This is a genomic window from Leucothrix pacifica (assembly GCF_003172875.1).
Lineage (GTDB): Bacteria > Pseudomonadota > Gammaproteobacteria > Thiotrichales > Thiotrichaceae > Leucothrix > Leucothrix pacifica.
The window spans coordinates 12,636-37,551 of record NZ_QGKM01000026.1; the positions used below are offsets into that span (position 1 = coordinate 12,636).

Below are 24,916 nucleotides of genomic sequence, written 5' to 3' on the forward strand. Positions count from 1 at the left end.
ATTCCTTTCCTGTTTTGGTTTGATTGTAGGGAAAGGAGTATGGTTATCCCGTTAGTGCTCCCTGTCTATTATGCTTTGGGAATAGACAGGCGGAAGTCTTTGTGTAGTTGGCCCCAGTGTTTGGTGAGTGTTTGTTTATGTATCTCATTCATGGGTAGGTCTTTTAAGGCTTCAGGCCATAAGCTTCTGGCTTTGGAGAGTGTATCGTCAAGGTGTGGCTTAATGCGTCTCCATGGTAAACCCGCACGTTCAGCCCAGGCCTCAAAGTGTGCGTAAGAAGCTTCATACCAGTCTTTATTCTTTCCAAGGTTCAGAGCGAATTGGCGTTCTCCCTGAATATAAACATGGGTGGTCACAATGTCATAAGCCGGTGAAAGTTGGGCAGTGATTTGGTCGGGATAGATGAGACTCCAGTTTTTGAGGTGAGCATCGCCATTTGCTAATAAAATATTGACTAATAAACGCCTCGCAAACTGTTGTGCGTTTGCTAATCCGTCACCGGTATACAGAGATAGAATTTTACCTATTTGTTCGTAGTTGCCTGCACTGTATTTTTCATGAGGATACTTCACTAATACTTGTGCGAAGTCTTCGGAGTGAATGCGAGTCTCCTTGTCCCGGTCAAAGCGTTTAATGGCAAAAGCGTGGGTTTCATTGGGTAGGTTAATGGGGGGCAGGTTGTCGAGTTTGTTAAGTTCAACCAGTTTTATTTCAGGAATATCCACGCCAGCTAGTGAGGCAAGTTTCATTGCGGTGTATTCGTTGAGGGGGACGTCCTTGTGAATGGTGGAGGGCGTTTTGATGATCCAATCGCCCAACGCTTGATTGTTTGTGGGCAGGGTGTAGCGGTCAGCTTGTGCTTTCATTGAGAGTTTCATTTGCACACCTGCCAGTGAGAAGCGGTTGTTAGCCGTCATGTGATCAAAGCTGACTGCCTTTGTGTTGGCGTAGGTGTTTAGAATACTGTCAGGTACGTCTTCGGCTTGCATCGGTTCGGCTATTAATGCACCGGGGAGATCTCTTCCCAAGTGCGACAGTATCTGGAATTCGTTTTCTGTGTGGACCTTGAGCGAGTGCGCGATCAATTCCCTTAGTGCGCCTTCGGGTAGTAGGTTTGACAAGGTGGGGTGTAGTCTGTGATTTCTGGCTAAAGGGCTGGAGATCAGTTTTTCAGACCCCTGAAAGTTGGGGTGGGTGATCAGGCTAAAGGTGGGGCGTTTTGGGTTGTGCCGAAAGGATTCAGCAAAGCTCAACACATTACGTCCATTATGAAATCCTGCCAGATAGCCGACAAGCTGACCGTGTAAGCTTAACCTGAGTACATTGGCTTCATTAGCGTTAGTCATCTGAAACATCCTCTAACAGCCCCTTCCATGGATCTTCTTCGACCTCAATGGGATCAGTGAGTGGAGTGGAGTATTCGTAAGCAGTGCCGTCAAGAATTGCCTGTACTGCTTTGAGTTTGTCGTTGGGAATGAGTAACAGTTCGCTATCCAAGCCATCCGCCACTAATTCCAGCGTGTTGAGTCGTGGGTTACCCTTGGACTCAATCTGTTGGTATTGCTGCCGGGAAAGTCCCGCGCGTAGCAACATATCGCTCTGTTTCAGTTTGAGTGCAAGGCGTCGTGCTTTAATTTGCTTGAGGAGTGGATGCATTTTGTAAACAAATAAGTTGCTTAAAACAGTATAAGAAACACATTAGTTTCTTTTTTGGTTATAAGCAACTTATTTGTTTCTTTTGATCACTACTTAATAATCACCCGATAGGTATAAATAGCACTAGGGTGTGATGGTGGATAGGCAGCAAATGAGCCTTGTGGTTTCAGGCGAATGTGGGTGATCGAGGAGTCTGCCCCTTCTCCGTCTGCCGTGGGCACGTAGCTGAAGTCGCTACCATCATCTGAAAAATCAATACTATCGGTCTGGCTGGATAAGCTGGTGAATACCCAGTTGGTTTGGCTGCTGGTGGCGCCGTCGGTAAATCCGATTGGCCCACCCGTGCCGCCGGGGATGTCACTGACCAGCAGGGCGGTATCCGGTGGTAAAGCGTCTGATATCGCAAACTGGTTGTTGTCGGTGTAGTCGTGGCCGGTATTGGTGACGACCAGTGTGTATTCAACGATGGCTCCGGGAATGGCTTTGGGGTTGGTCATGTTGTTAATCGGGTCTGAGATGACGCGGGAGGTTTTTTTCATGGTAAAGCCGGGTGGGAAGTTGGCATCAAATGCTCTGGAAAAACTCAGTATACCCGCGGCTTCTGCATCGGCTGTGGTGATGCTTCGCTCGTTGTCATTATCGGTGTCTTCATCCACGCGCAGTCTGATGGTGGTGGTTGTGGTGTTGCTATTACGGCGTAACCAACCGCCGTCCGGGTTGTTGCGGGTATTTTTGGTGAAGATGCTGATCGGTGCGCTGCTAAATGCGGTGCCATAGCTGTGAATGGTGTCGCCGTTACTCCAGCCACGGATGTTGGTAGAGGAGGTTTCACCAAGGTATTCAACGCTTATATTTTGGCTGTCTGTAAAGCTGCCGCTGGCGTTTTGTGCAATGGCGATATAGCCGATTTGTTCGTTCTGGGTGACGCTGCCTTGGCTGGACTCGGAGCGTTCCAGAGCGACATTAAAGCTGCTGGCGGTAATGTTATCCATGGCGATGGTTAGCCACGGCAGTGAGGAGACGCTGGGGGCTTGTGAGCCGTTTTCACCGGTTTCATTATTCATGGTTTGGATGGCTGCCACGATGGTGGGTGGTGAGCCAAAGTTGTGCTGCAGGGTGACGTTTTCCCAGCTGCTGACGCCACCGACATTACTGGCCTGTTGGGTGCGGCTAGTATTTACAAATCCGGCTTCGATCACCGTGCCATCCGGAAAAAGGTGAACGCCGGGTTCAACCGCCAGGTAGGCACTGGCCATGGCAACGTGCGGCCCGTCTCGGGCGTAAACCTCGACCGGACTGACTTCAAAGCCGTTTTTATCTACGTTTCTAATGCGCGTCGTTGACGGATCACCACCCGCAGTTGTGGGGATGGTCACCACTACCGGAATGGCGGTATAGCTCTGTCTGAAGCCTATGCTCTGCCACGAGCTGTCGTTAAAGGTGTTGTGAGTGGTAAAGGCCGCTGCCTCTGTTTTCCACGCCATTGCAGGTGAGATAAAAGAGTAGGAGCCGACAAGGACTAAGCTGAGTAGTAAATTGCGCATAGCATTATTTTTATTATGTTTTTTATTGAGTATAACGACTGGCGATGGCTGTAAACAACCAAAATCCGCCAAGCGTTCTGTTCAGAGTCGTTCTGTTCCTGAGCGACTAACAGTTAAGTCACTTTTCATCACAACTTGGTTCAGCCACCTGATATTCGGTAAAAGGAAACCGTATACATCACACCGCCTACGGGGAGAGCGTCATGACTTATTGCATTAGTTGTTAGAGGAGTAGGAGCTTGGGTGTATCACGCCGCGAATCGTTTCAAGCGCAGCTTGTGTGAGCAAGTGATATACCCAAGCTCCGGCATACTGACTACTCAATAAAGAGCGTCGCCGGATGTTCCAAGTGTTCCCGCAAGCACTGTATGAATTGCGCTGCTTCATAACCATCAACGATGCGATGGTCAAATGAGGAGGAGAGATTCATGATGTGTCGCGGTACGAATCCACCGTCTTTATACACCGGTTGAGTCTGGATTTTGTTGACACCTATCACGCAGATTTCCGGGCTGTTGATCACGGGTGTGGAAACCAGCCCCCCCAGTTTTCCAAGGCTGGAGCAGGTGATGGTGGAGCCGCTGAGTTCGTCTTTGGCGAGTGTGCCCAAACGCGCCATGTCAGCGAGTCGTTTGATGCCTGCGGCGCTTTCCCAGATGTCCATTTGATCGGCATGACGCAGTACGGGAACCAGCAGACCACGGTCGGTTTGGGTGGCTACGCCGAGGTGTAATGCCTGATATTGGTGTAGCTTGCCGTTGACGTCGTCATAGTGCGCATTCATCACCGGGTAAACACGCGTGGCGAGGGTGATGGCGCGAAACAGCATGGGCAGTAGCGATAGTTTCGGCTGGTCATCGCGTCGTTGTTGGTTGAGGTGGGCGCGCAGCGATTCCAGTTCGGTGACGTCGATGGCTTCTACATAAGTGATGTGCGGGATGCGTTGTTTGGCATCTTGCATGCGTTCGGCGATTTTACGGCGTAGGCCGATGATGGATGTGGTGGTGGTTTCGCCTGCGTCTGCCAGCACCATTGGGCCAACACGTTGTGGCGTGACGAGTTGCTCTGCTTCCTGCTGCATTGGCGCGGTGTTTGTGAGCGCTTGGCCGATTGCCGGAGTGCTGATTGGTTCTGGTATATCGATGGCGGTAGGGTGACTGGCCTGAAGCAATAACTGGTCAAGATCCTGATGGAGTACACGACCATCCGGCCCACTGCCTAAGACGGTGTTGATGTCGATGCCGAGGTTTTTGGCGCGTTGCTTGACTGCGGGTGCGCTGAGTTGGCGACTCAGGGTTGAAGTTTGTGCCGATTGTGTTGGTTCGGCAGTTGCCGTGATGGTCTCGGCTGTGCGCTCAGGGGAAATTGTTGCATTGTTAGCCTCGGCTACCAGCTTTGCTGCGACAGGCTTGGTAGCTTGCGCCTGTTTCGCTGGCTTAACCGGTTCTGATTTAGCAATGGTCATTTTGGGCGCTTCAGATTTTTCAGGTGCTTCAGATGTTGCTTTGGCGCGCGCGACATCAGCCACTTCCAGCACCACAATCACTGTTCCTACTGGTACTAATTCACCGACTTCACCAGATAATTCGGTAATCACACCATCCACCGGTGAGGGTATCTCTACCACGGCTTTATCCGTCATGACGCCAGCAATCACATCGTCTTCTTTGACGGTGTCGCCGACTTTGACTTGCCATTCGACGATTTCACACTCGGTCATGCCTTCGCCGAGATCCGGCATTTTGATTTTGCAGAGACTCATACCGTTTCCTCAACTAATGATTGTAGTGCCAGTCCGACACGTTTGGGGCTTGGGAAGTAGTGCCATTCCTGGGCGTGTGGGTAGGGGGTGTCCCAACCTGCGACGCGTTTGATGGGCACTTCTAAATGGTAAAAACAGTGTTCCTGTATTTTGGCGGATAGCTCCGCACCAAAGCCGGAGGTCAGTGTGGCTTCGTGCAGTACCAGACAGCGGCCGGTTTTTTGTACTGAGTCGCGAATGGTGTCCATATCCAGTGGGTTTAAGCTGCGTAAATCGATGACTTCAGCGTCGATTCCCATTTCTTCAGCGGCTTGGGTTGCCACGTAAACCATGGTGCCGTAGGTGATTACGCTGACAGCTGCACCTTCGCGGGCGATGCGGGCTTTGCCAAGCGGGACGGTGTAATGCCCTTCCGGAACTGCGCCGAGTGGGTGGCCTTTCCAGCTTTGTGCGGGGCGGTCGTGATGGCCGTCAAACGGGCCGTTGTACAGGCGTTTTGGTTCGAAAAATACCACGGGGTCATTGTCTTCAATCGCTGCGATTAACATGCCTTTGGCATCGTAGGGATTGCTGGGCATGAGGGTTTTGAGTCCGGCCACATGGGTGAAGAGTGATTCCGGACTTTGGCTGTGAGTTTGCCCGCCAAAAATCCCGCCACCACAGGGTGTGCGAATGGTAATCGGGGCGGTAAAGTCGCCCGCAGAACGGCTACGCAGTCGGGCAGCTTCGGAAACGATTTGGTCATAGGCCGGATAAATATAGTCAGCGAATTGCACCTCAACACAGGGGCGCAAACCGTATGCCGCCATACCGACGCCTACCCCGACAATGCCGCTTTCATTGATTGGGCTGTCGAACACGCGTTGACTGCTGTATTTTTCCTGTAGGTCTGCCGTGCAACGGAATACGCCGCCGAAATAGCCGACGTCTTCACCGAATACCACGACATTTTCATCACGGCCCATGCAGACGTCCATGGCGTCACGAATCGCTTCAATCATGCTCATGTCAGAGATAGCCCGACCTGCTTCCGGCAGTTCACCGATATCTAGTTTAGTCATTGTTAAGTGCCTCACATTCTTGTTTTTGTGCGACCAGGTGGGCTGGCATGGTCTCGTAAACGTCTTCAAACATATCGCAGGCTTTGCTGCCTTCGCCCAAAATACCGTGCTCGGTGCAGGTCTTGGCGATGTCGCGGATGTGTTGGGTTAATTCGCCTTCCAGATCCTGATGTTGCTGTTCGCTCCAGATACCACGTTGTATCAGGTGGTTTTTTAAGCGCAGTACCGGGTCACCCATTGGCCAGGCGTCGGACTCTTCTTTGGGGCGATAGCGTGACGGATCATCGGCTGTGGAGTGTGGCGCAACGCGGTAGGTAACCCATTCGATTAAGGTGGGGCCATAACCACGACGGGCGCGTTCTGCTGCCCATTTTGAGACGGCATAGACCGCGGGGAAGTCATTGCCATCAACCCGTAACGCCGCGATGCTGTAACCGTGTGCGCGCTCGGCGAAAGTAGTGTCGCGACCTTCACCCGCAAAGCCGGAGAAGGTTGAAATTGCCCATTGGTTATTGACGATATTAAGGATGACTGGCGGACGATATACGGAGGCGTTTACCAGTGCTGCGTGGAAATCATTGGATGCGGTTGCACCATCACCAATCCATGCGGAAGCAACACGAGTATCGCCTTTAATGGCTGAGGCCATGGCCCAACCGACGGCCTGAATATATTGCGTACCTAAGTTACCGGAGATGCTGAAAAAACCGTGGTCTTTTGCCGAGTACATAATGGGCAACTGACGACCTTTAAGCGGGTCGTGTGCATTGGATAGGATCTGATTGATCATATTTTCCAACGGATAGTCTTGCGCGATGAGCAAACCTTGTTGGCGGTAAGTCGGGAAATTCATATCCCCTTGTTGCAAGGCGAGCTGATGTCCTACGGCAATCGCTTCTTCGCCGGTGCACTTCATATAGAAAGAGGTTTTGCCTTGTCGTTGCAGTGCCATCATGCGCTCATCAAAAACGCGTGTGGTGAGCATGGCGCGTAGCCCTTTTAGTAGGATGTCATCGCTAATAGAATCTGCCCACGGGCCAACCGCTTCGCCGTCTTTATTCAACACGCGAATGGTGGTCATGGCATGTTCGATGATGTCGTTAAAGTCCACATCTATCGGTGGCTTTGACACACTCCCCGCAACCGGAAAGTGAAATGCTGAAAAGTCCGGTTGGTCACCGGGACGGCTAGTGGGTTCTGGCACTCTCAGGCGTAAGGGCTGGTAATCCGGCACGTCATTTCCTCCTTTGTTCGCACGAAGCGTTGTTACTTAAAGATAAATAATAGAAAAAATGTGACGCGTTTAATCACCAAAATCGGCACTAGTTTTTGGTATGAAAAGTGTTTTCTGCTATTTTTAGTTTAGTAATTAGAGGAAATCACTTTTGGATAAGATAGATAGAGCGATATTGGATGAATTACAGCAGAACGCCCGTATCCGCATCACTGAGTTAGCCGAGCGGGTTAACCTCTCGCCCACACCTTGTGCCCGTCGTGTGGCTGCGCTGGAAGAGTCCGGCATCATCGAGCAATACGCCACGATTTTGGATCAGCAAAAACTGGGTTTGCCGGTGAGCGTGTTTATTTCGGTGGAGTTAAAAGATCAGACAGCGGCTAGTATCGATGCGTTTGAAGCGCACATTAACGATTTTGAGGAGATTATGGAGGGGTATTTGATGACCGGCTCGCGGGACTTTTTACTGAGAGTCGTAACGGCGGATTTGCAGACGTATGATAAGTTTTTGCATGATAAATTGACCGTGGTGCCGCAGGTGCAGTCTATTAGGTCGAGGTTTGCGATTAGGCAGTTGATCCGGCGGTCGCGGTTGCCGTTGTGAAGGTTTCTACTAGCTACAGTAGTATTGAAGTAGCCGCACAATGCAGGTGATATGTGACGACTTGGCTACTTGGTGATTCCTCAGTTGTTATATGCCTGCCAGTCAAAGCCAACAATATTCCGCTGCGCCTTACTAAACTCGATACCAATCAGGAAAATGTGAATCTCGCCATCATCATATTTAGCGGCGTAGTCTTTGTCGTGTAGCTGTTTCATGGCACTGCCGTCGCCTGTTTCACCGTCAATCACTTTGAACTCAAAGATATACACCTGTTTTTGTCCGTTCGCGAGTTTAAAGCGCAAACTCAGGTCAATCCTTCCTTTATTGCTGGTGTCTTCTGCAATGGCGTCAATGCCCAGCGAACAAAGGTAGGCGTACATAACAGAGGCATAATAGCCTTCATATTCTGCAATCGGATTCTTGCGATAATTATCGTTGGCGATGCCTGAGAACAGTGCTTTGAAATGCTGGTGCAAAGCATCAAAATCATTTTTCAGTAAGGCACGAAGTACGGGTAAGCGTTCAGAGGGCTGGTTGGTTAAGTAACGATCCAAAATAACTTGGTTAAAGGTACTGCGCACTTCACGGTTGGGGTAGTTAAGCAGGAAAATGGTTTCTTCGAAGAGGGTTTCTTCGTGCTTAATGGTGAGGTAGCCGGTCTGGAATAACAGCGTTTCCAGCCGGATATGGTCGATATCAAAGTCACTTAACTGAGTACTGCTGACCTCCATATTTTCGAAGTCCGGAATGTGGTAATTGCCTGATTTGAGCAGCGAAATAAGAAATGAGGGCGTGCCGGTTTCGAACCAATAAGGGCGGTAAGTTTTTTGCTTACTGAAAAATAGTAGTACATCGAATGGATTGTAAACGCCTTCACCTAACCATTGATAACCGTTGTACCAGCTCTTCATTTCTTCGCGGTCAACACCTTCCATATAGTCGGCAAAGACGGATTCCAGTTCACTTTGGGTATAGCCACAAATGGTGCTGTATTTGGCATCCAGCGTGATGTCTTCAAGATTATTCAGGCCACTAAAGACGGACACTTTAGAGAATTTACTGACACCCGTCAGAAAGGCAAAACGCACATATTCGTCATTGTCTTTAATCACGGAATAGAAATTGCGTAAGCCGTTACGCATCTCCGCAGCCATCTCCGGCTCGGTGATGTTATCGAGAATGGGTTTGTCGTATTCGTCGATCAGTACAACAGCACCATGGCCGTATTGCGTTTTAGACTTGCGAATCAGCTCCGCAAAGCGTCCCTTATTACTGGAACTGCTAAGCGATTCGATACCGAGTTGTTCGGAGCAAAGCTGTAAAGCCTCTTCGATGTGTTGGTCCAGATCGGTTTTATTGCGCAGCACACCCGCACCAAAGCTGATATTGATGACCGGGTACTTAACAGACCAATCCCAGTGCGGGTGGATGTGCAGTCCTCGGAACAGAGTCTCGTTACCGGAGAATACTTCTGCCAGTGTGTTGACCATTAGAGATTTGCCGAAGCGGCGAGGTCGCGATAAAAAATAATACTTACTGGAGCTCAGTAAATTAAGTACGTGCTCTGTTTTGTCGACATAAGTAAAACCACCTTCGATAATGTTCGCTAAGGTACTCATGCCTACAGGTAATTTTTTCATCTGGAATTTCTCTATCTACTTCCAATTGGAAGATTACATCATAACGTAAAATGCTGAGTTGTGAGGAATCAGTCGTATGGACTGCTAACTAAGTAGTCAGGATGGGAGTGAGAAAAAACAGAAGTGTTGCCGGAGAAGTGATTGCACGGCTGGAAAGGTAGTACAGCGTAAATATGGAATAGTCAGAGGGTAGGTAGAAAGGATGTTGTTGGCCTTGATTATGAAGATACCACCAACACTAACGCTACATTAAAGCAGGCGAGTGCAGGGCATAGGGTGCCGCGAATCATTTCAAACGCAGCTTGTGTGAGCAAACCTTATGCCCGGCACTCGCCGGAAACAAATCAAGAATAAACGGACTCTTTCTTGAAGTGTTTAGCAAGCAAGTAGTAAACCACTGCACGCTGTTTATTAGGGTTAGACTTACCATAAGTCTCAAGCACAGAAGCAATTGCATCATCCAGCTCAGGGCCATCTTCAAGACCAAGCTTCTTAATCAGGAAGTTGTTCTTCACTGTCTCAAGCTCTTTCTTGTCGCTACCTGCAACACTTGCCGAATCTTTGTTGTAGATAGAAGGGCCACAACCGATAGTGACTTTAGTCAGGAAGTCCATGTCTGGTTCAATCCCACATTTGTCTTTTAAATCCGATGCATACTTAGCAATTAAATCATCTCTTTTGCTCATGGTGTCCTCTGTTTTTTACATTATTGGTGCACATACTGTACATCACTCTGGCAACCGATAACAGGGGATAAAAGAACGACAAATTCATTATTATTTGATTTAAACTAGCATTTACCCGCAAATGACATCAGTCCACTAAAATCGTCGGCAGAACCACTGGAAAATGACTAATAAAAATCCCACATCTTATGACTTCATCGGTGACATACACGGTTGTCACGATACGCTCGTTTCCTTGCTGCAAGCGTTGGATTATCAATACAGCGATGGTTGTTACCGTCATGAGCGTCGTCAGGCGGTGTTTGTGGGGGACTTTGTGGATCGTGGGCCGCATCAAATCGAAGTGATTGATACGGTGCGAGCCATGGTAGATGCCGGGCAAGCGCATGCGGTGATGGGAAATCATGAGTTTAATGCGATTGCCTATGTCACCGAAGATAAAAAATATGGTGGCTATCTTCGAGCGCATACGGAGCGAAATGAGCGCAACCATTGGGCGTTTTTAGAGGCCATGCAAGCCAGCCCAGAGCGTTATGATGAGTTACTGGAATGGTTTATGACGCTGCCTTTGTGGCTGGACTTAGGCGATGTGCGAGCGGTGCATGCCTGTTGGGATCGTGACGGCATTGCTTTTTTAAAAGAGAAGTATGCCACCGATGGGCTAATGACTGAGGCGTTGCTGCATGCGGCTTCTGACCCTGAAAATCCTGAGTTTGAAATCGTTGAGAATTTGCTGAAGGGTAAAACGATTAAACTGGCTGATGGTTTGAGTTATCAGGACTCGGTGGGTGTTACCCGTCACTATATGCGGGTGCGCTGGTGGGATGCGGATGCAACGACGTATAAAGCGGCATTTATTGGCCCGCCGGCTGCGCTAAGTCATATCGAAGATGACCCGATTGATGGCGATCATCTGATTGAATACGGACATAATGAACCACCCTTGTTTATCGGGCATTACTGGATGCAGGGTAAACCCACGCCCTTATCGCCGAACATTGCCTGTGTGGATTACAGCATTGCCCGACGTGAGATTGGTAAGTTGTGTGCCTATCGTTGGGATGGCGAGACTGAGCTGGATGCGCAAAAGTTTGTGTGCGTACCGCGACTAGAGCCTTAGTGGTCTGGCTTCAGGCCTTCAGTCTCTAGCTTTTGTAGCTGTTTACGGCGCTCGGCTTTGTCCAGCTTGGTGAGGGCTTCAACCTTGTCATAGAAGGATGGCCAGTCACCATTGGCTTGCTTGAGCAGTGTTTCAAATGCACCCAACCAGCCGTGATAATCACCAAATAAAACCAGCGAGGCGTTGTTTAAGTCGCCTGCAAACCAACGGTCATAACCCGGACTGCCACCACCTTGTGCACGTAAGGTTTTATAAGCGGCACGCAATTCATCAAAGCCTTTTTGCTTCACTTTAGCCAGTCGTTTCGTGTCATCAGCAGGTGTGGCTTTATAGGCGGCTGCTATCTGCTTGCGGTGTTTAAGAATCAGCGCGACAACGTCTGCATTAATCTTCTTGGATTGCCGGTATTGAGAGACTGATTGCTGCTGTTGCTGAGTTTTGTCTTGTGCCTCTACCCAGGCATCCACTCCGGCTAATTCCACCGCCATGGCAAAGGACTCGTTAAAGGCGGTATCACCAGCTTGATAGACTCGCTGATGGGCCAGTTCGTGGAACACCAGTCCTGCCAAGGCTAAGTCCGAGCGGCGTAACATGGTATTGAGAACCGGGTCAGAGAACCAGCCTAACGTTGAGTAGGCGGCAGCACCACTAACGATAGCGTCATAGCCTTGTGCTTTTAGTTTATCGGCATGTGCCTGTGCGGCATCTTTACTAAAGTAACCACGATACGATACGCAGCCTGCAACAGGAAAACAGTGTTGAATGGGGTGCGTGTCATAGGCTTTTGTTGCCACCACATTCCACACCGCATAGGGACGTTCGATATCGGCATACTGAGTATAGCTTCCGTTATTGGGAAGCTTGAGTTCATTGATCGCGAACAAGCGTGCTTTTTGGATCAGCTGGAGTTTGCGACGGACTTCATCGTTAGTATCCGGTGATTTCAGGACGTCGCTAATGTCCTGACGCTTCAACATCATCTGCGAATGGCCTTTGACGGCCTGTGCGTAAAACTGGACGGATTCACACGCGGTCAGGCTGAGTAACAGCACGCCACTCAACGCTGCCAAGCCAAATTTGATGATGCGTTTATTCATATGCCTTCCTTATTGTTCTGCATCCGACTGACCGATGGTCGCGTATTTTGCTTAATGACCTGAACTCTTGACAGGCTTAAGGTCGTATTTAAAAACAATCGTAGCAAAGAAAAGGTATTGATCAATGAAAAATAAGATTCTATTCACTACGTGTGCACTTTTATTCTCTGGGGCAGCAATGGCTGATGGTGCACGAGTTGATCTTGGTGAGTTTTCTAAGGGGTCACTGACAGGCTGGGAAAGTAAATCCTTCGCAGGTACAACACAGTATCAACTTGAGCAGCAAGGCAATAAGCAAGTTCTCAAGGCAAACTCAAATAAGACAGCGTCTATTATGGGGCGTCGTATGCGTATTGATTTGACCAAAACGCCGTTTTTAAACTGGAGCTGGAAGATTGATAAAGCACTGCCGCCACTAAAAGAGGCAACCCGTGCCGGTGATGATTATGCGGCGCGTGTCTATGTGATTATTGATGGTGGGGTGTTTGTTTGGAAAACCCGCGCACTTAATTATGTCTGGTCAAGTGCACCGAATAGTCGGGGTACTAAGTGGAATAATGCCTTTAAACCAAAAAATGCCCGTATGCTAGCGGTTCGGGATAAGCGGGATGCTGCCGGGCGTTGGTTGTATCAAAAACAAGACGTGGCCGCTGACTTTAAGACGTTATTCGGTTTTCAGCCACGATTCATTGATGGTATAGCCATTATGACGGATACCGACAATAGCGGTGGTACCGCTGCTGCCTCTTATGGCGATATCTTTTTCTCGGAAAAATAATCACTAAGGGGAGGCGTGATTCCCTTCACACCTCCCCCCAAAGCTACCACTTGTCACCCCCCTGACAGTTAGCTTTGTACGGTAATAATACATACTGTTTTTTATCGTTAACCTTAATCTTTCATGAATCTTTGCTTAAAAACTACCGCTTATCTTTTGCTCAGCAAAAAGTGACCAGTCATCCCAATTGGGGGTGTGCCGAGACTCCGAAACCCCTATTGTTAGTTCAACCGCAGAGAAGACATCAACCCCCGATGGATTCGGTATCACACGGTGTGGTACACGCATTAATTATAAAAATAGGTACTAACACGAGAACGGCCAGGCAGCCAAGTCTCAGGAGATAAGCAAGATGAGTGTCACAATTTCAGAATTAAATAACAATAACGCACAGTCTTTAAATGATGTAGTTTCTAATCAATATCTTGGCACTAAGCGAGTTTTAGATTTAGTTGTAATCGCAGCGGTATTACCCTTTGTAGCAGTGATCATGGCTGTTACGGCGGTTGTCATCAAATTAGAGTCTTCGGGTTCTGTTTTTTTCTGGCAAAAGCGTGTCGGTATGAATGGTAAAACATTCAATATGATGAAGTTTCGCAGTATGACTTCTGATTCGGAAGCAAAAGGTTCTCAGTTTGCTCAGACCAATGACATGCGAGTCACACGTGTAGGTAAATTCATTCGTAAGTTTCGTATCGACGAACTACCACAGCTTTGGAACGTTGTGAAAGGAGATATGAGTATTATTGGACCACGCCCTGAGCAGGAGAGCTTTGTCAGCGAGTTCAACAAAACGATTCCTAACTATTCAATGCGTCACATGGTTCGCCCTGGCATTACTGGCTTGGCTCAAACTGAGCAAGGTTATGTTGCGGATGCAGACGGAACAGTCACTAAGTTGAAGTATGACTTGTACTACATTAAGAACTTATCGTTCATGACGGATGTGCAGATCACATTAAAGACGATTTACACCATTCTGACTGGATTCGGCGCACGATAATTTTGAATCTGGCTAAAAAACTTTGCGGAGACAGGGAGTTTCTGCAAAGACACCCCAGAGCGACTTCGGTCGCTCTTTTTTATGCCTGTTAACAATGTCTGATGAGTCGTGTTTCATGACTTACTATCCCTTGTGAGGGATATGATTAAAGTGGCGGGATAAGGTGCTCTCATGTTATAGAATTAGAATCGTTTCCCGTCGAGCCGGAGGTCTGATTCATTATGTTACGTCTAAATTCCATTGCTACCGCCTTAACGCTGTGCATTCCCTTGTTGTTTACTCCCGGTTTATCGTTCGCCGACAATGCGCTGGCGCATGTAGATGGCAAGCCAGATATTGCGCGCGAGAAACGTCTGGTTGCTGAAATCGAAGATGGCATTTTCGATGGTGAGGTAATTTTTCTGGATGCTGGTGAAGCTTCAGATGGTCATGAGTTTATGGCGATTGATATGGAGCCAGATGACGAGGCGCGTGGTGCGGTGATTTTACTGCATGGACGTGGTTATCATTCAGACTGGGGCGATGTAATTAATCCGGTGCGGGTGACGTTGGCAGAGGAGGGCTGGCGTACCTTGTCACTGCAAATGCCAGTGCTGGAGAAGGACGCAAAGTACTACGACTATGTCCCGCTGTTTGATGATGCTCATCCACGCATTGAATCAGCGATTACTTACCTAAAAGAGCAAGGTATCGATAATATTGTGTTGTTTTCTCACAGTTGCGGTGTGCATATGGCGATGGATTGGGTGAGGCACAAAGGCGATGACAAGATCGCAGCGTTTATTGGTGCAGGTATGGGAGCGACTGACTACCAGCAAAAGATGGCTGAGCCATTTCCTTTAGACAAAATGAAAGTTCCGGTGTTGGATATTTACGGCAGTGATGAGTTTAATGGTGTGTTGCGCATGGCACCTGAGCGCTTAGCGGCAATGAAGAAAGCCAATAACCCGAAGTCTCTGCAACAAGTCCTTGAAGGGGCAAATCACTATTTTAATACCGATGAGCAAAGTGAAGCGCTAGCCGAAGCAGTGTCTACTTGGTTAGACACCTTGAGCGACGATTGAGTTAACTCCTGAGTCGGATGAAAACACAGACCTCGTTAGCATTGCCCATCGATCAACGTAAGCTCCGGCTTGCGTTACGCCCTCGCGCCAGAGATGCACACAAAGGTGACTTTGGTCATGCACTGATTGTCGGGGGTGACAAGGGCATGGCAGGTGCTGCGCTGATGGCTGGTGAAGCGTGCGCCAGAACGGGGGCTGGTAAGGTTAGTATTGCAACCCGATCTGAACATATCCCTGCCTTTATTGCCCGGACGCCTGAGTTAATGGCACGGTCGGTGGAGTCTGCGGATGACTTGATGCCGCTGTTAACGATGGCGACGGTGGTTGTTATCGGGCCGGGGCTGGGTCAAACCGACTGGTCAAAGGCAATGCTAGGGGCAGTGTTAGCGACCGATTTACCGTTAGTGGTGGATGCGGATGCCCTGAATTTATTAGCGCTAATGTGTTATCGCGATAACAACGATACGGCCCAAGCGGCGAAAGAGGCTTTAGCAGGTGATGCTTGTGTTCAGTTGCAGCGTGACAATTGGATACTCACGCCTCACCCCGGTGAAGCCTCAAGACTACTAAATACCTCCACCCGACAAATCGCCGAAGACCGTCTGCAGCATGCACAGGATTTACAACAACGCTTTCAGGGTGTGGCAGTGTTGAAAGGTAAAGGCAGTTTAATCGCGACACCAGAGGCAATTTACCAATGCAGGCGGGGCAATGCCGGCATGGCCAGTGGTGGTATGGGTGATGTGCTCAGCGGTATTATCGGCGGCTTATTAGCCCAAGGCTTTAGCGTGAATGACGCGGCCTGTTTTGGGGTAGAGTTACATGCCCATGCGGCTGATATAGCAGCTAAACGTGATGGTGAAAGAGGTTTACTGGCAACTGATTTACTTTCACCTCTGCGTACACTCCTTAACCCTTAAGTGGTATGCTGTTAGTCACTTCCGGATAAAACACCTTAAAGTTCCCCAAAATTATTGGTGTTTCTTTATCTGAGAATCCATCTGTTGCAATGTTACCGACCCGCTTTCAAAAAGTGGGCCCGACAGATATACATTATAAAAAGGAGAAAAATAATGAAAACAAAACAAGAAATTGTATCCAACTGGTTACCTCGTTATACCGGTATTCCTCTGGAGTCTATTGGCTCGTATGTCCTGCTGGTCAACTTTAGTAGCTATGTCACCTTATTTGCTGAGTGGAATAACGTTAAGGTGGAAGGTGGTGATCGTAATATGATCAGCGCGACAGCGAATGATATTACGATTATCAACTTCGGCATGGGCAGTGCCAATGCGGCGACGATTATGGACTTGCTGACAGCCGTGAAGCCTAAAGCCTGCCTGTTTCTGGGTAAATGTGGTGGTCTCAAAGTGAAAAATAAACTGGGTGATCTGATTATACCAATCGCTGCGATACGCGGTGAAGGTGCATCGAATGACTACATGCCGCCCGAAGTGCCTGCCATGCCAGCCTTTAGTTTACAAAAAGCTGTCTCTGCAACAATTTGTGAACACAGCTGTGATTATTGGACGGGGACGGTTTACACTACTAACCGCCGTGTGTGGGAGCATGACGACCGTTTTAAAGAACACTTGCGTAAGCTTCGCTGTATGGCTATCGATATGGAAACGGCGACATTATTTATAGCCGGTTTTAATAACGAGATTCCAACGGGTGCACTATTGCTGGTTTCTGACCAACCGATGGTGCCTGAGGGCGTAAAAACGGAAGCAAGTGATGAGGTAGTCACACAGCAGTTCGCTCACCGCCACTTACAAATTGGCATTGATTCACTCAATGAATTGAAAAACCAAGGGGTGTCCGTCAAACACCTGCGTTTTTAAGGATAAATTTATGCAAACACATATTGATGCTCTGACCGAGTTATTAGGCGCAGATCAGTTATTAACCGGTAGTGACATTAGTGAACGCTATCAGGTGGACTGGAGTAAGGAAGCCCCGCACATGCCTGAGTTTGTAGTACGCCCCAGAAATACGGCGGATGTGAGTACCTTCCTGCGCTATTGCTCGGAGCATAAGCTGCCGGTGGTACCTCAGGGTGGTTTGACTGGACTAGCTGGTGGTGCGACGCCTCGTGACGGTGAGATTGCTTTGTCACTGGAGCGTTTAAATGGCATTACTGAGTTGGACAAACAGTCCATGACCATGACGGTTAAAGCCGGAACGCCCTTGCAAGTGATTCAACAGGCAGCTGAGGCTGAGGGTTTGCGGTTGCCGGTGGACTTGGGAGCACGTGGTTCCTGCCAAATCGGTGGTAATGTATCGACCAATGCAGGCGGTAACCAAGTACTCAGCTTCGGCATGACGCGCGCTTTAGTGCTAGGTCTGGAAGCGGTGCAGGCTGATGGCACTATTGTCCCTGCTTACAATAAAATGCTGAAGAACAACGCGGGTTATGATCTTAAACAGTTGTTTATTGGCAGTGAAGGCACCTTGGGTATTGTCACTGAAGTGGTGCTGCGCCTGTTCCCGCTGGCACGTAATAAACACACCGCCGTGGTTGCCTTGGATAGTTTTGAAAGCGTCGTAAAGTTGCTCAATACAACTCAGTCGAAGTTTGCACGTCTCAGTGCATTTGAGGCGATGTGGAATAGTTTTTTCCAGTGCTCGGTGGGTGCCAATCCTAATCTCAGCGACCCGTTTGATGAGCAGTATCCTTTCTATGTCTTGCTTGAGTCTGAAAATGATGCGTTGGATCAATTCCAGCAGGTGCTATTTGATGAGTTAGAAGCGGGCAATGTGCTGGATGCAGTGATTGCGCAGTCCGGAAAAGACAGTGATCAGTTCTGGGCGATTCGTGATTCGATTCCTGAAGTGATGTCGACGATTCCTCAGCCATACGCGAATTTTGATGTCGGTTTGCCAGTGAGTCAGATGGAAGATTTCCTTGATAAGGTGCAGTCGTCATTGAGTGAGCGCTTTGAAAACGTCGAGTCTCTGACATTCGGGCATTTGGGAGATGGCAATATTCACATACTCGCCTGGACCACGCATGAAGACAACAGTCAGGCTATTTATAAGCACGTTTACCAACTTTTAAATGAATTTGGTGGCACAGTGACCGCGGAACATGGCATTGGTTATATGAAGGCTGATTATCTGAAACTATGCCGCAGTCCTGAAGAAATAGCTTTGATGCGTGTCTTAAAGCAAGCCATGGACCCAAATAATATTCTCAATCCGGGCCGTGTATTAAGTTGAATACGATTGGTTTGAATAAGCGCCAGCAAGTGTCAGACTCGCGTGAGATTTACACCAATCAAAGTGGGGTGCATGATAACCTTGAAAAGGTGGTCACAAAGCACCTGAATGCTGAGTTTCGTAAGCCGCCTGCCGAACATACTGTGAATGCCTTCCATGCGGTTGCGGCAGTGATTGCCTCTCAGCCTGACAGGCCGCTGATCATGGATTCTTGTTGCGGAACCGGCGTGAGTAGTCGGTTGATAGCACAAGCTCATCCGCAGGCTTGGGTGATCGCCTTGGATCGCTCGGCGAAGCGTTTAGCCAAAGAGTATGACGAGCCGCTACCGGAGAATCTAATCTTTGCACAAGTAGACTGTGTCGATTTCTGGAAGCTGGCACGAAAGGCTGGCTGGCAGTTACACAAGCATTATCTGCTGTATCCCAACCCTTACCCTAAGTCAGTACAGCTGAAATATCGTTGGCACGGACATCCTGCGTTGGCGGATTTATTGGCCTTGGGTGGCTTGCTGGAAGTTCGTAGTAACTGGGCGCTGTATATCGAAGAGTTTTGTGTTGCGTTAGGCATTGCAGGCTATACAACGCACACCTCAGAGGCTGCTGAAGTGATGGTGTCATCAGTGACGAGTAATCATTACGAGGCGTTTAAACCGGGTGATGAGTATATGACTTTGTTTGAGCGCAAGTACTGCCAGAGTGGGCAGACGGTCTATTGTTGCCTTAGTCAGCTTTCATAAGCACTGATGAGAAATACTAACCGGCCCCTTTTCGAACAGCCAAGGTGACTCTTGGGTAACCGGTTAGTGATATCTATTGTCAGGCGGTTTGATTAGGTCGCATCAGACTCAGATACGCCTGCTGATTCGAAACTTGCCATGTCATTGAGGAATGCCACTGCGCTTTGAATCAATGGATAAGCCACCGCACAGCCTGTGCCTTCACCCAAGCGCATGCCGAGATTAACCAGCGGCTCTACTTTAAGATGATCCAGCATGAGCTGATGACCCGCCTCGCCAGAGGTGTGACAGAAAATCGCGTGGTCTTTGAGGGCAGGATTAATAGCGACAGCCACCAAATAGGCAGCAGTTGCGATAAAGCCATCAACCATCACGATCATGCCGTGCTTTTGTGCTGCCAACATAGCGCCACACATTTGAGCAATTTCAAAGCCACCGTAAGTTTGCATGACCAAACGCGGGTCCGTGATGTCTCCATGTAACGCCTGAACTTGAGTCAGCAGGTCTGTCTTGTGATGCATGCCTTCGTCATCTAAGCCAGTCCCGCGACCGACACAACGCTCAATCGGCAGCTGACACATCGCGCTCATAATCAGGCTGGATGATGCTGTATTTCCAATTCCCATCTCACCAAAACCGATGACGTTACAACCATCCTTGGCAACATCAGCAACTATTGCCGCTGATTTGTCAAAACAGTCCTGAAGCTGCGCTTCTGTCATGGCTGTCCCTGTGATGTAGCTGGCGGTGCCATGAGCAACCTTCGCATCGATCAAACCCGGCGCTGCTTCAAAATCAAAGTTAACGCCCGCATCAACCACATGCAGGGTGATCTGATTTTGCTGGCAAAACGCATTGATTGCCGCGCCACCATTAAGGAAATTCATGACCATCTGGAAGGTAACTTCCTGTGGAAAGGCACTGACGCCTGCTTTGGCAGCGCCGTGATCACCTGCGAAAGTTAAAATGGTTGGCTGCTTAAGTTGAGGGGTTAGTGATTGCTGAATAGTCGCGACTTGCTTTGCGATGGCTTCCAGCTTACCAAGAGCGCCTAACGGCTTGGTTTTGGTATCGATTTTGTGCTGGATTTGTTCTTCAAATGTGCTCATTTTGATGACTCAGAATTGTGATTCAGGGAGGTGCACGACTAGGCCATCCAGTTCATCTTTCATCATAATCTGGCAACTCAGGCGGCTGTTTTCCTTAGGATCGCTCACCACTTCCAACATGTCTGTTTCCATTTCACTTGGCGGCTCAACCTTAGCAGTCCAGGCCTCGTCCACATAAATATGACAAGTTGCGCAGCTTAACGCACCACCACACTCTGCCAATATACCGTCGATGCCATTATTCACTGCACCCTCCATCACAGAGTTACCGGTAGGAACGTCAGCTTCAAATTTTGAGCCATCATGTGTTACGTAGAATACTAGTGCCATGTTGGAATCTCCTTTATGGTTATTTCGATGGCGGCAGTGTATCAAGCTTTTAGCCAGCACAACAAAATACAATTTAATATGCACCACTATTCATTTATTTGAAATGAAATCGATTTTTCTGACAGGTATCATAAGCACGCGAGAGACTGGGGGCTGTATGATGTCGCTCTGTTTCAACCACGTTAATATAAAAATATAAGCAGGTTTACCGTGACTATTTTAAGGATTCGCCAGTGGCTGTTTAAAGCGGCTGCATTGTTCATACTCCTCCTGAGCAGCAGCGTGAGTATCGCTGACACCCAGCGCCCCAAAGTGGGATTAGTCCTTGGTGGTGGTGGGGCTGCAGGGATTGCACATGTGGGCGTGCTCAAAGTGCTTGAGGAGCAGAAGATTCCGATTGATATGATTGCCGGAACCAGTATGGGGGCGATAGTCGGGAGTTTATATGCCTCGGGTATGAAGGCCGGTGAGATTGAGAAGGTTGTTAACGCCTTGAACTGGGATGAGCTGTTTAATGATGAAATCTCCCGTCGTGACCAAGGTTTTCATCGCAAAGATGAAATGTCGAGCTTCTTCGATAGCTTCACCATTGGGGTCAATCGTAAAGGGGTAAATCTGCCGCGAGGTGCAGTGAAAGGCCACAAACTCACCTTTGAATTAAGACGCTTACTGGATCACGTCAGTCATATTAATCAGTTTGATAAATTACCGATTCCGTTTCGGGCCGTCGCGACTGATATAGAAAATGGCCAGGAAGTGGTGCTGAAAAAGGGTAATCTAGCGACTGCGGTACGCGCCAGTATGTCCATCCCGGCAGTATTTCCACCGGTTGAAATTGATGGCCGTTTATTGGTTGATGGCTTTGTGTCTAACAATGTGCCGGTGAATGTGGCGCAGCAAATGGGGGCTGATATTCTCATCGTAGTTGGTCTGCCAACGGAGTATAAAACCAAGAAAGAATTAAACTCGGCGGTCGATGTGGCTTTGCAATCAATGTATCTGATGATGGCTAAAAGCAGCGAGCCACAGTTACAAAATATCAGGCAGCCACATATCATTTTGCAACCGGATATGAATGGCATTGAGTCACTCAGTTTTGACCGTGTGAAAGAGGCCGTTATTTTGGGTGAAAAACAGGCGCGTCTACAGTTAGCCGAGTTATTAACCGTCACAGCTGATGTACGCGGAAAAGCCTCGACTGCTGTCGCTCAGATACCAAGGAATAAGGCCTTCCGTGGAGTGATTGATAAAATCATTATTGAAAATGGTTCGGTACTCAACGATAACATTCTAAGAAATCGCCTTAACCTGAAAGTCGGTGACAGCTTGTCGTTGAAACAATTACAAAAAGGCTTAAATGCGATTTATTCCCTTGGCTATTTTGAGGTGGTGGATTATCGGCTGGAGCCACTTCAGGACAACCGTTACACCCTGATCGTGAGTGCAGTCAAAGAGCCTGTGGGCAACAATACCCTGCGTGGTGGCTTCTCCCTGAGTGATGATTTTGACGGTAATGCCGCCTATCAAGCTGGTTTGGAATACAGTATGAAAGGTTTGAATTCATTGGGTGGTGAGGCTAAAGTTGGTCTGGCGATTGGCGACTCTTTGGCCATTACAACGGACTATTATCAACCTCTCAATACCAACAGTACCTACTTTTGGAATCCTTCTGCAAGTTACGAGGAAAGCAGTGTTTTTGTTTATCCGGAAGGCAGCAGCACCAGTTCGGCGGAAGCAAGAATCCAAACGGTTGAAGCAAGATTCGAGGTGGGCCGTGAGATCAGTAATAAGGCGGAAGTGCGTTTGGGTCTGTTTTACAAAAATCTCGAACCCAGCATTACCACCGGGTCAGTCGACCTGCCTGTGGACTCGTTTAATCTGGCGGGCATTAGCGTGAACTACCGTGAAGACACGCTGGATGACCGCAGCTTTCCGGATGAGGGAAAGTGGTTAGACTTGAGTTATGACTATGGCAGCAGGACGTTAGGCTCTGATGAGAGTTATCACCGTTTGGATATACAAGGTGGTAAGGCGTGGCAGAAAGGGAGACATCACGTGATTGCGTCGGGCTCGATAGGCAGTACCTTTGACGATGACACGATCATTACGGAGCGTTTCCAGTTGGGTGGTTTTGCGCGATTGTCAGGTCTGGAAGATAATCAACTCACTGGTAATCACTATCTGCATGGTTTGTCCGCTTACTACTATGATTTAGCTAGCATCCCGAATATTGCAGGTTTAAATGCGGGCTTCATTCTTGAAACAGGTAATACCTGGAATGAAATGAGTGATGTGAGTTTGGGTGACACACGCTTTTCTGCAGCAGCTTTTATGGGGGCTAAAACGATCCTAGGGCCAGCTTATTTGGGGGCGGGGATTACTGAAGGGTTTGATACGCGGTATTTCTTGCAGTTTGGGCGGGCGTTTTGATGATGTGTTGGGGGAGGTTAACAAAAGTCCCTTGGTACTCAACATTGAGCACCATTTGAGTCGGTTTTGGTTCCCTGATAGTGACTAAAGGATTGGTGGGCGGCGTACTAAAATTACTAAAAATAAATGCAATCAAATTCATTTATCACACGTCTATCTTAAGACGAGCAAGCTTTTGGGTGGTGTGAAGTTAGCTAGGGTCTCAACAACTAATAGCTCACGTAATAAAGGTTTGTGATGAGCATTGGTTGTCTTTAGGGTTTGGATTTCATCGGTGTTGATGGATCTGATTTCACACTTTACACGTTATAAAAGTGTGCTCAAAAGGACAGATCAAGCAGCGTTCTAATCCCCGCTGTTTGTCTGCCGTCAGAGTTAGCCGTGAACTCACCCCTTTATTTAGCGACTAGCTCTAATATGGCGGAGGCGCGCTGTGTAAAACCACGGTGCGCCATTTTTAAATTTTAAAAAGACCACCCGTATATGCTTGATAAACCACTTCTTAATCAGCTCTTTCGTTACGCAGTGTCTCTGACTAATCAAGAAGATCAGGCTTATGATGTCTTACAAAGTTGTGTGGAAAAGTTTCTGAGGATTGATCGCTCCGTGATTGAGTCTGCGGAAGCTTATTTGATGCGGATGATCCGCAATGAATTTATCGATCAGACCCGCAAGAAATGTTTTTACAGTGATGTTGGCCCGGAAATTGTCAGTAAAATCAGTGATGAATCGGCACTCAATGCCATCACGTTGGAAGATGTGTTCATACAGCAATCTGAGGTTGGGGCGCTGCTAGGAACCATGAGTGGAGATGAGCGAGAATTATTGTATCTTTGGGCGGTAGAAGAATATACGCTGGAAGAAATTTCACAGATGAAACAAGTGCCAAGGGGGACTTTGTTATCAAAGCTGCATCGTTTGAAAAAGCGCATACAGTTGCAACAAAACAGCGACAACGTGCTGAATTTGAGGGTTAAGTCATGAAGCAATCTATGAAACCAATGGATGAGGCACTCAAAACGCATTACTCAGAAAAATCCCTATCTGACAGCCAGCTGGATCGACTTATGGCGCTTCAGGAAGATGTGGAGCAAGACGGCGTTACTTTGGTGCATGACCTGTCACCGGCAGGAATTCCTGCGCAACCACTTGAGCAAGCTCAACTAGCGGAAGGTTCGACACCTGGCCAGTCACGCCTGGCGTCTATGCGCAATAAGCTGAATGCTTTCCTGCCTGACTTTGGCCGTTATAGTTATGTCTATTATGCCAGTGCTTGCTTGCTGCTCACGGGTTTGATTCTGTCTCTTAGCTTGTTTAACCAAAGCTCCTTAACGGAGCGTGTAATGGATGAAATTGCCTATAACCATCGCCAGGAAATGCCGGTTGAAGTCGCTGCAAACAGCATGCCTGCAATTGGTGGTTATTTGGATCGTCTGAGCTTTTCACTGATTTCTCCCAGAGCATTAGTCGACAGCGGCTGGCAAATTCTTGGCGGCCGTTACTGCTCCATTAATGGAAAACTGGCCGCGCAGTTGAAGGTGAGAAATGTCGCCGAAGACAAGGTGTACACGCTGTATCAGGCATCAACAGAGGGGGACTTAACACAGACTGGTCTTTCGATGACCTCCAATATGGTCGGGGACGTCAAAGTCTCGATTTGGCAGGAGCAAGGATTGTTGCTCGGGCTGGCCAGTTCGCAGTAGAGTTATTGCACAAATCACGAGGTTCTCCTTATTCTCTCCATACTTGGCACATATTGATTGCACGGTTGTATAGATAATTAACTCATCAGCAAATGGATTGCGTAACGATTGAGTTAATAACTGATGTTACGCAGTA

General features: G+C 48.4%; 23 protein-coding genes. 12 read left to right on the forward strand and 11 right to left on the reverse strand.

Translation table 11 applies throughout. The annotated features are described in order from the left end of the window. Nucleotides 1-68: 68 nt before the first annotated feature. From DKW60_RS10485 to DKW60_RS10510, 6 genes are all read right to left on the reverse strand, one after another. On the reverse strand, nt 69-1,346 hold the full coding sequence (locus DKW60_RS10485; RefSeq protein WP_109837609.1) for a type II toxin-antitoxin system HipA family toxin: 1,278 nt from the start codon (nt 1,344-1,346) through the stop codon (nt 69-71). After that, the gene (locus DKW60_RS10490; RefSeq protein WP_109837610.1) at nt 1,339-1,656 is read right to left on the reverse strand and encodes a helix-turn-helix domain-containing protein; all 318 of its coding nucleotides are present in this window, start codon (nt 1,654-1,656) and stop codon (nt 1,339-1,341) included. The genes DKW60_RS10485 and DKW60_RS10490 overlap by 8 nt, the downstream gene beginning before the upstream one ends. An 89-nt stretch (nt 1,657-1,745) precedes the next feature. Further along, nucleotides 1,746-3,200 carry a hypothetical protein gene (locus tag DKW60_RS10495; protein WP_146203471.1) on the reverse strand — a complete coding sequence of 485 codons (1,455 nt, stop codon included), beginning with the start codon at nt 3,198-3,200 and terminating at the stop codon, nt 1,746-1,748. A gap of 316 nt (nt 3,201-3,516) precedes the next feature. Then, entirely contained in the window at nt 3,517-4,962 is a 1,446-nt protein-coding gene (locus DKW60_RS10500; RefSeq protein ID WP_109837612.1) for a dihydrolipoamide acetyltransferase family protein, read from the reverse strand. Next, nucleotides 4,959-6,023, reverse strand: coding sequence for an alpha-ketoacid dehydrogenase subunit beta (locus DKW60_RS10505; protein ID WP_245929677.1), 1,065 nt, complete (start codon nt 6,021-6,023; stop codon nt 4,959-4,961). Before DKW60_RS10505 ends, DKW60_RS10500 begins: the two co-directional genes overlap by 4 nt. Continuing rightward, nucleotides 6,016-7,257 (reverse strand): thiamine pyrophosphate-dependent enzyme, encoded by a 1,242-nt coding sequence (locus DKW60_RS10510; protein WP_109837613.1) that lies wholly within the window; start codon nt 7,255-7,257, stop codon nt 6,016-6,018. Before DKW60_RS10510 ends, DKW60_RS10505 begins: the two co-directional genes overlap by 8 nt. Nucleotides 7,258-7,408: 151 nt before the next feature. Between DKW60_RS10510 and DKW60_RS10515 the strand changes: the two genes are divergently transcribed. Next, nucleotides 7,409-7,861, forward strand: coding sequence for an Lrp/AsnC family transcriptional regulator (locus DKW60_RS10515; RefSeq protein WP_109837614.1), 453 nt, complete (start codon nt 7,409-7,411; stop codon nt 7,859-7,861). An 80-nt stretch (nt 7,862-7,941) separates the two neighbouring features. On the opposite strand, the gene DKW60_RS10520 is transcribed toward DKW60_RS10515, so the two are convergent. Beyond that, nucleotides 7,942-9,501 carry an ATP-binding protein gene (locus DKW60_RS10520; protein ID WP_109837615.1) on the reverse strand — a complete coding sequence of 520 codons (1,560 nt, stop codon included), beginning with the start codon at nt 9,499-9,501 and terminating at the stop codon, nt 7,942-7,944. A gap of 344 nt (nt 9,502-9,845) precedes the next feature. Further along, the gene (locus tag DKW60_RS10525; protein WP_109837616.1) at nt 9,846-10,187 is read right to left on the reverse strand and encodes a DUF2853 family protein; all 342 of its coding nucleotides are present in this window, start codon (nt 10,185-10,187) and stop codon (nt 9,846-9,848) included. 163 nt (nt 10,188-10,350) lie between these two features. On the opposite strand from DKW60_RS10525, the gene DKW60_RS10530 reads away from it, so the two are divergent. Further along, nucleotides 10,351-11,307, forward strand: coding sequence for a metallophosphoesterase (locus tag DKW60_RS10530; RefSeq protein WP_109837617.1), 957 nt, complete (start codon nt 10,351-10,353; stop codon nt 11,305-11,307). Here the strand turns inward: DKW60_RS10530 and DKW60_RS10535 are convergent. Further along, nucleotides 11,304-12,404: an aminopeptidase gene (locus tag DKW60_RS10535; protein ID WP_109837618.1), complete on the reverse strand. Its 1,101-nt coding sequence runs from the start codon at nt 12,402-12,404 to the stop codon at nt 11,304-11,306. The genes DKW60_RS10530 and DKW60_RS10535 overlap by 4 nt on opposite strands. 124 nt (nt 12,405-12,528) lie before the next feature. Between DKW60_RS10535 and DKW60_RS10540 the strand changes: the two genes are divergently transcribed. The 7 genes from DKW60_RS10540 to DKW60_RS10570 all read left to right on the forward strand — a co-directional run bounded on the left by DKW60_RS10540 (nt 12,529) and on the right by DKW60_RS10570 (nt 19,208). Further along, nucleotides 12,529-13,182 carry a DUF3047 domain-containing protein gene (locus tag DKW60_RS10540; RefSeq protein WP_219988713.1) on the forward strand — a complete coding sequence of 218 codons (654 nt, stop codon included), beginning with the start codon at nt 12,529-12,531 and terminating at the stop codon, nt 13,180-13,182. A gap of 352 nt (nt 13,183-13,534) precedes the next feature. Then, on the forward strand, nt 13,535-14,185 hold the full coding sequence (locus DKW60_RS10545) for a sugar transferase (protein ID WP_109837619.1): 651 nt from the start codon (nt 13,535-13,537) through the stop codon (nt 14,183-14,185). 221 nt (nt 14,186-14,406) lie between these two features. Then, nucleotides 14,407-15,249, forward strand: a complete 843-nt coding sequence (locus DKW60_RS10550; RefSeq protein ID WP_109837620.1) for a DUF3530 family protein — start codon at nt 14,407-14,409, stop codon at nt 15,247-15,249. Nucleotides 15,250-15,266: 17 nt separating this feature from the next. Then, complete coding sequence (locus tag DKW60_RS10555) at nt 15,267-16,169, forward strand: NAD(P)H-hydrate dehydratase (RefSeq protein WP_109837621.1); 903 nt, start codon at nt 15,267-15,269, stop codon at nt 16,167-16,169. A 153-nt stretch (nt 16,170-16,322) separates the two neighbouring features. Beyond that, complete coding sequence (locus DKW60_RS10560; protein WP_109837622.1) at nt 16,323-17,093, forward strand: AMP nucleosidase; 771 nt, start codon at nt 16,323-16,325, stop codon at nt 17,091-17,093. Nucleotides 17,094-17,103: 10 nt separating this feature from the next. Then, nucleotides 17,104-18,471 carry an FAD-binding oxidoreductase gene (locus DKW60_RS10565; protein WP_109837623.1) on the forward strand — a complete coding sequence of 456 codons (1,368 nt, stop codon included), beginning with the start codon at nt 17,104-17,106 and terminating at the stop codon, nt 18,469-18,471. After that, nucleotides 18,468-19,208 carry a class I SAM-dependent methyltransferase gene (locus DKW60_RS10570; protein WP_219988714.1) on the forward strand — a complete coding sequence of 247 codons (741 nt, stop codon included), beginning with the start codon at nt 18,468-18,470 and terminating at the stop codon, nt 19,206-19,208. The genes DKW60_RS10565 and DKW60_RS10570 overlap by 4 nt, the downstream gene beginning before the upstream one ends. A 92-nt stretch (nt 19,209-19,300) precedes the next feature. Here DKW60_RS10570 and cobT read toward each other — a convergent pair whose 3' ends face one another. Together cobT and DKW60_RS10580 are read right to left on the reverse strand one after the other, a co-directional pair. Next, the gene (cobT, locus tag DKW60_RS10575) at nt 19,301-20,317 is read right to left on the reverse strand and encodes a nicotinate-nucleotide--dimethylbenzimidazole phosphoribosyltransferase (protein WP_109837624.1); all 1,017 of its coding nucleotides are present in this window, start codon (nt 20,315-20,317) and stop codon (nt 19,301-19,303) included. Between the two features lie 9 nt (nt 20,318-20,326). Next, nucleotides 20,327-20,647 (reverse strand): 2Fe-2S iron-sulfur cluster-binding protein, encoded by a 321-nt coding sequence (locus DKW60_RS10580; RefSeq protein ID WP_109837625.1) that lies wholly within the window; start codon nt 20,645-20,647, stop codon nt 20,327-20,329. Between the two features lie 210 nt (nt 20,648-20,857). Here DKW60_RS10580 and DKW60_RS10585 point away from each other — a divergent pair, with 210 nt between their 5' ends. From DKW60_RS10585 to DKW60_RS10595, 3 genes are all read left to right on the forward strand, one after another. Then, nucleotides 20,858-23,077 (forward strand): patatin-like phospholipase family protein, encoded by a 2,220-nt coding sequence (locus tag DKW60_RS10585; RefSeq protein WP_109837626.1) that lies wholly within the window; start codon nt 20,858-20,860, stop codon nt 23,075-23,077. Nucleotides 23,078-23,560: 483 nt separating this feature from the next. After that, entirely contained in the window at nt 23,561-24,061 is a 501-nt protein-coding gene (locus DKW60_RS10590) for an RNA polymerase sigma factor (RefSeq protein WP_109837627.1), read from the forward strand. After that, nucleotides 24,058-24,780 (forward strand): hypothetical protein, encoded by a 723-nt coding sequence (locus DKW60_RS10595; protein WP_109837628.1) that lies wholly within the window; start codon nt 24,058-24,060, stop codon nt 24,778-24,780. The genes DKW60_RS10590 and DKW60_RS10595 overlap by 4 nt, the downstream gene beginning before the upstream one ends. Nucleotides 24,781-24,916 lie beyond the last annotated feature (136 nt).

Coding starts and splice junctions, on each gene's coding strand:
- DKW60_RS10485 (WP_109837609.1), bottom strand. CDS start 1,346: ATGACTAACGCTAATGAAGCCAATGTACTCAGGTTAAGCTTACACGGT.
- DKW60_RS10490 (WP_109837610.1), bottom strand. CDS start 1,656: ATGCATCCACTCCTCAAGCAAATTAAAGCACGACGCCTTGCACTCAAA.
- DKW60_RS10495 (WP_146203471.1), bottom strand. CDS start 3,200: ATGCGCAATTTACTACTCAGCTTAGTCCTTGTCGGCTCCTACTCTTTT.
- DKW60_RS10500 (WP_109837612.1), bottom strand. CDS start 4,962: ATGAGTCTCTGCAAAATCAAAATGCCGGATCTCGGCGAAGGCATGACC.
- DKW60_RS10505 (WP_245929677.1), bottom strand. CDS start 6,023: ATGACTAAACTAGATATCGGTGAACTGCCGGAAGCAGGTCGGGCTATC.
- DKW60_RS10520 (WP_109837615.1), bottom strand. CDS start 9,501: ATGAAAAAATTACCTGTAGGCATGAGTACCTTAGCGAACATTATCGAA.
- DKW60_RS10525 (WP_109837616.1), bottom strand. CDS start 10,187: ATGAGCAAAAGAGATGATTTAATTGCTAAGTATGCATCGGATTTAAAA.
- DKW60_RS10530 (WP_109837617.1), top strand. CDS start 10,351: ATGACTAATAAAAATCCCACATCTTATGACTTCATCGGTGACATACAC.
- DKW60_RS10535 (WP_109837618.1), bottom strand. CDS start 12,404: ATGAATAAACGCATCATCAAATTTGGCTTGGCAGCGTTGAGTGGCGTG.
- DKW60_RS10540 (WP_219988713.1), top strand. CDS start 12,529: ATGAAAAATAAGATTCTATTCACTACGTGTGCACTTTTATTCTCTGGG.
- DKW60_RS10545 (WP_109837619.1), top strand. CDS start 13,535: ATGAGTGTCACAATTTCAGAATTAAATAACAATAACGCACAGTCTTTA.
- DKW60_RS10550 (WP_109837620.1), top strand. CDS start 14,407: ATGTTACGTCTAAATTCCATTGCTACCGCCTTAACGCTGTGCATTCCC.
- DKW60_RS10555 (WP_109837621.1), top strand. CDS start 15,267: ATGAAAACACAGACCTCGTTAGCATTGCCCATCGATCAACGTAAGCTC.
- DKW60_RS10560 (WP_109837622.1), top strand. CDS start 16,323: ATGAAAACAAAACAAGAAATTGTATCCAACTGGTTACCTCGTTATACC.
- DKW60_RS10565 (WP_109837623.1), top strand. CDS start 17,104: ATGCAAACACATATTGATGCTCTGACCGAGTTATTAGGCGCAGATCAG.
- cobT (WP_109837624.1), bottom strand. CDS start 20,317: ATGAGCACATTTGAAGAACAAATCCAGCACAAAATCGATACCAAAACC.
- DKW60_RS10580 (WP_109837625.1), bottom strand. CDS start 20,647: ATGGCACTAGTATTCTACGTAACACATGATGGCTCAAAATTTGAAGCT.
- DKW60_RS10590 (WP_109837627.1), top strand. CDS start 23,561: ATGCTTGATAAACCACTTCTTAATCAGCTCTTTCGTTACGCAGTGTCT.
- DKW60_RS10595 (WP_109837628.1), top strand. CDS start 24,058: ATGAAGCAATCTATGAAACCAATGGATGAGGCACTCAAAACGCATTAC.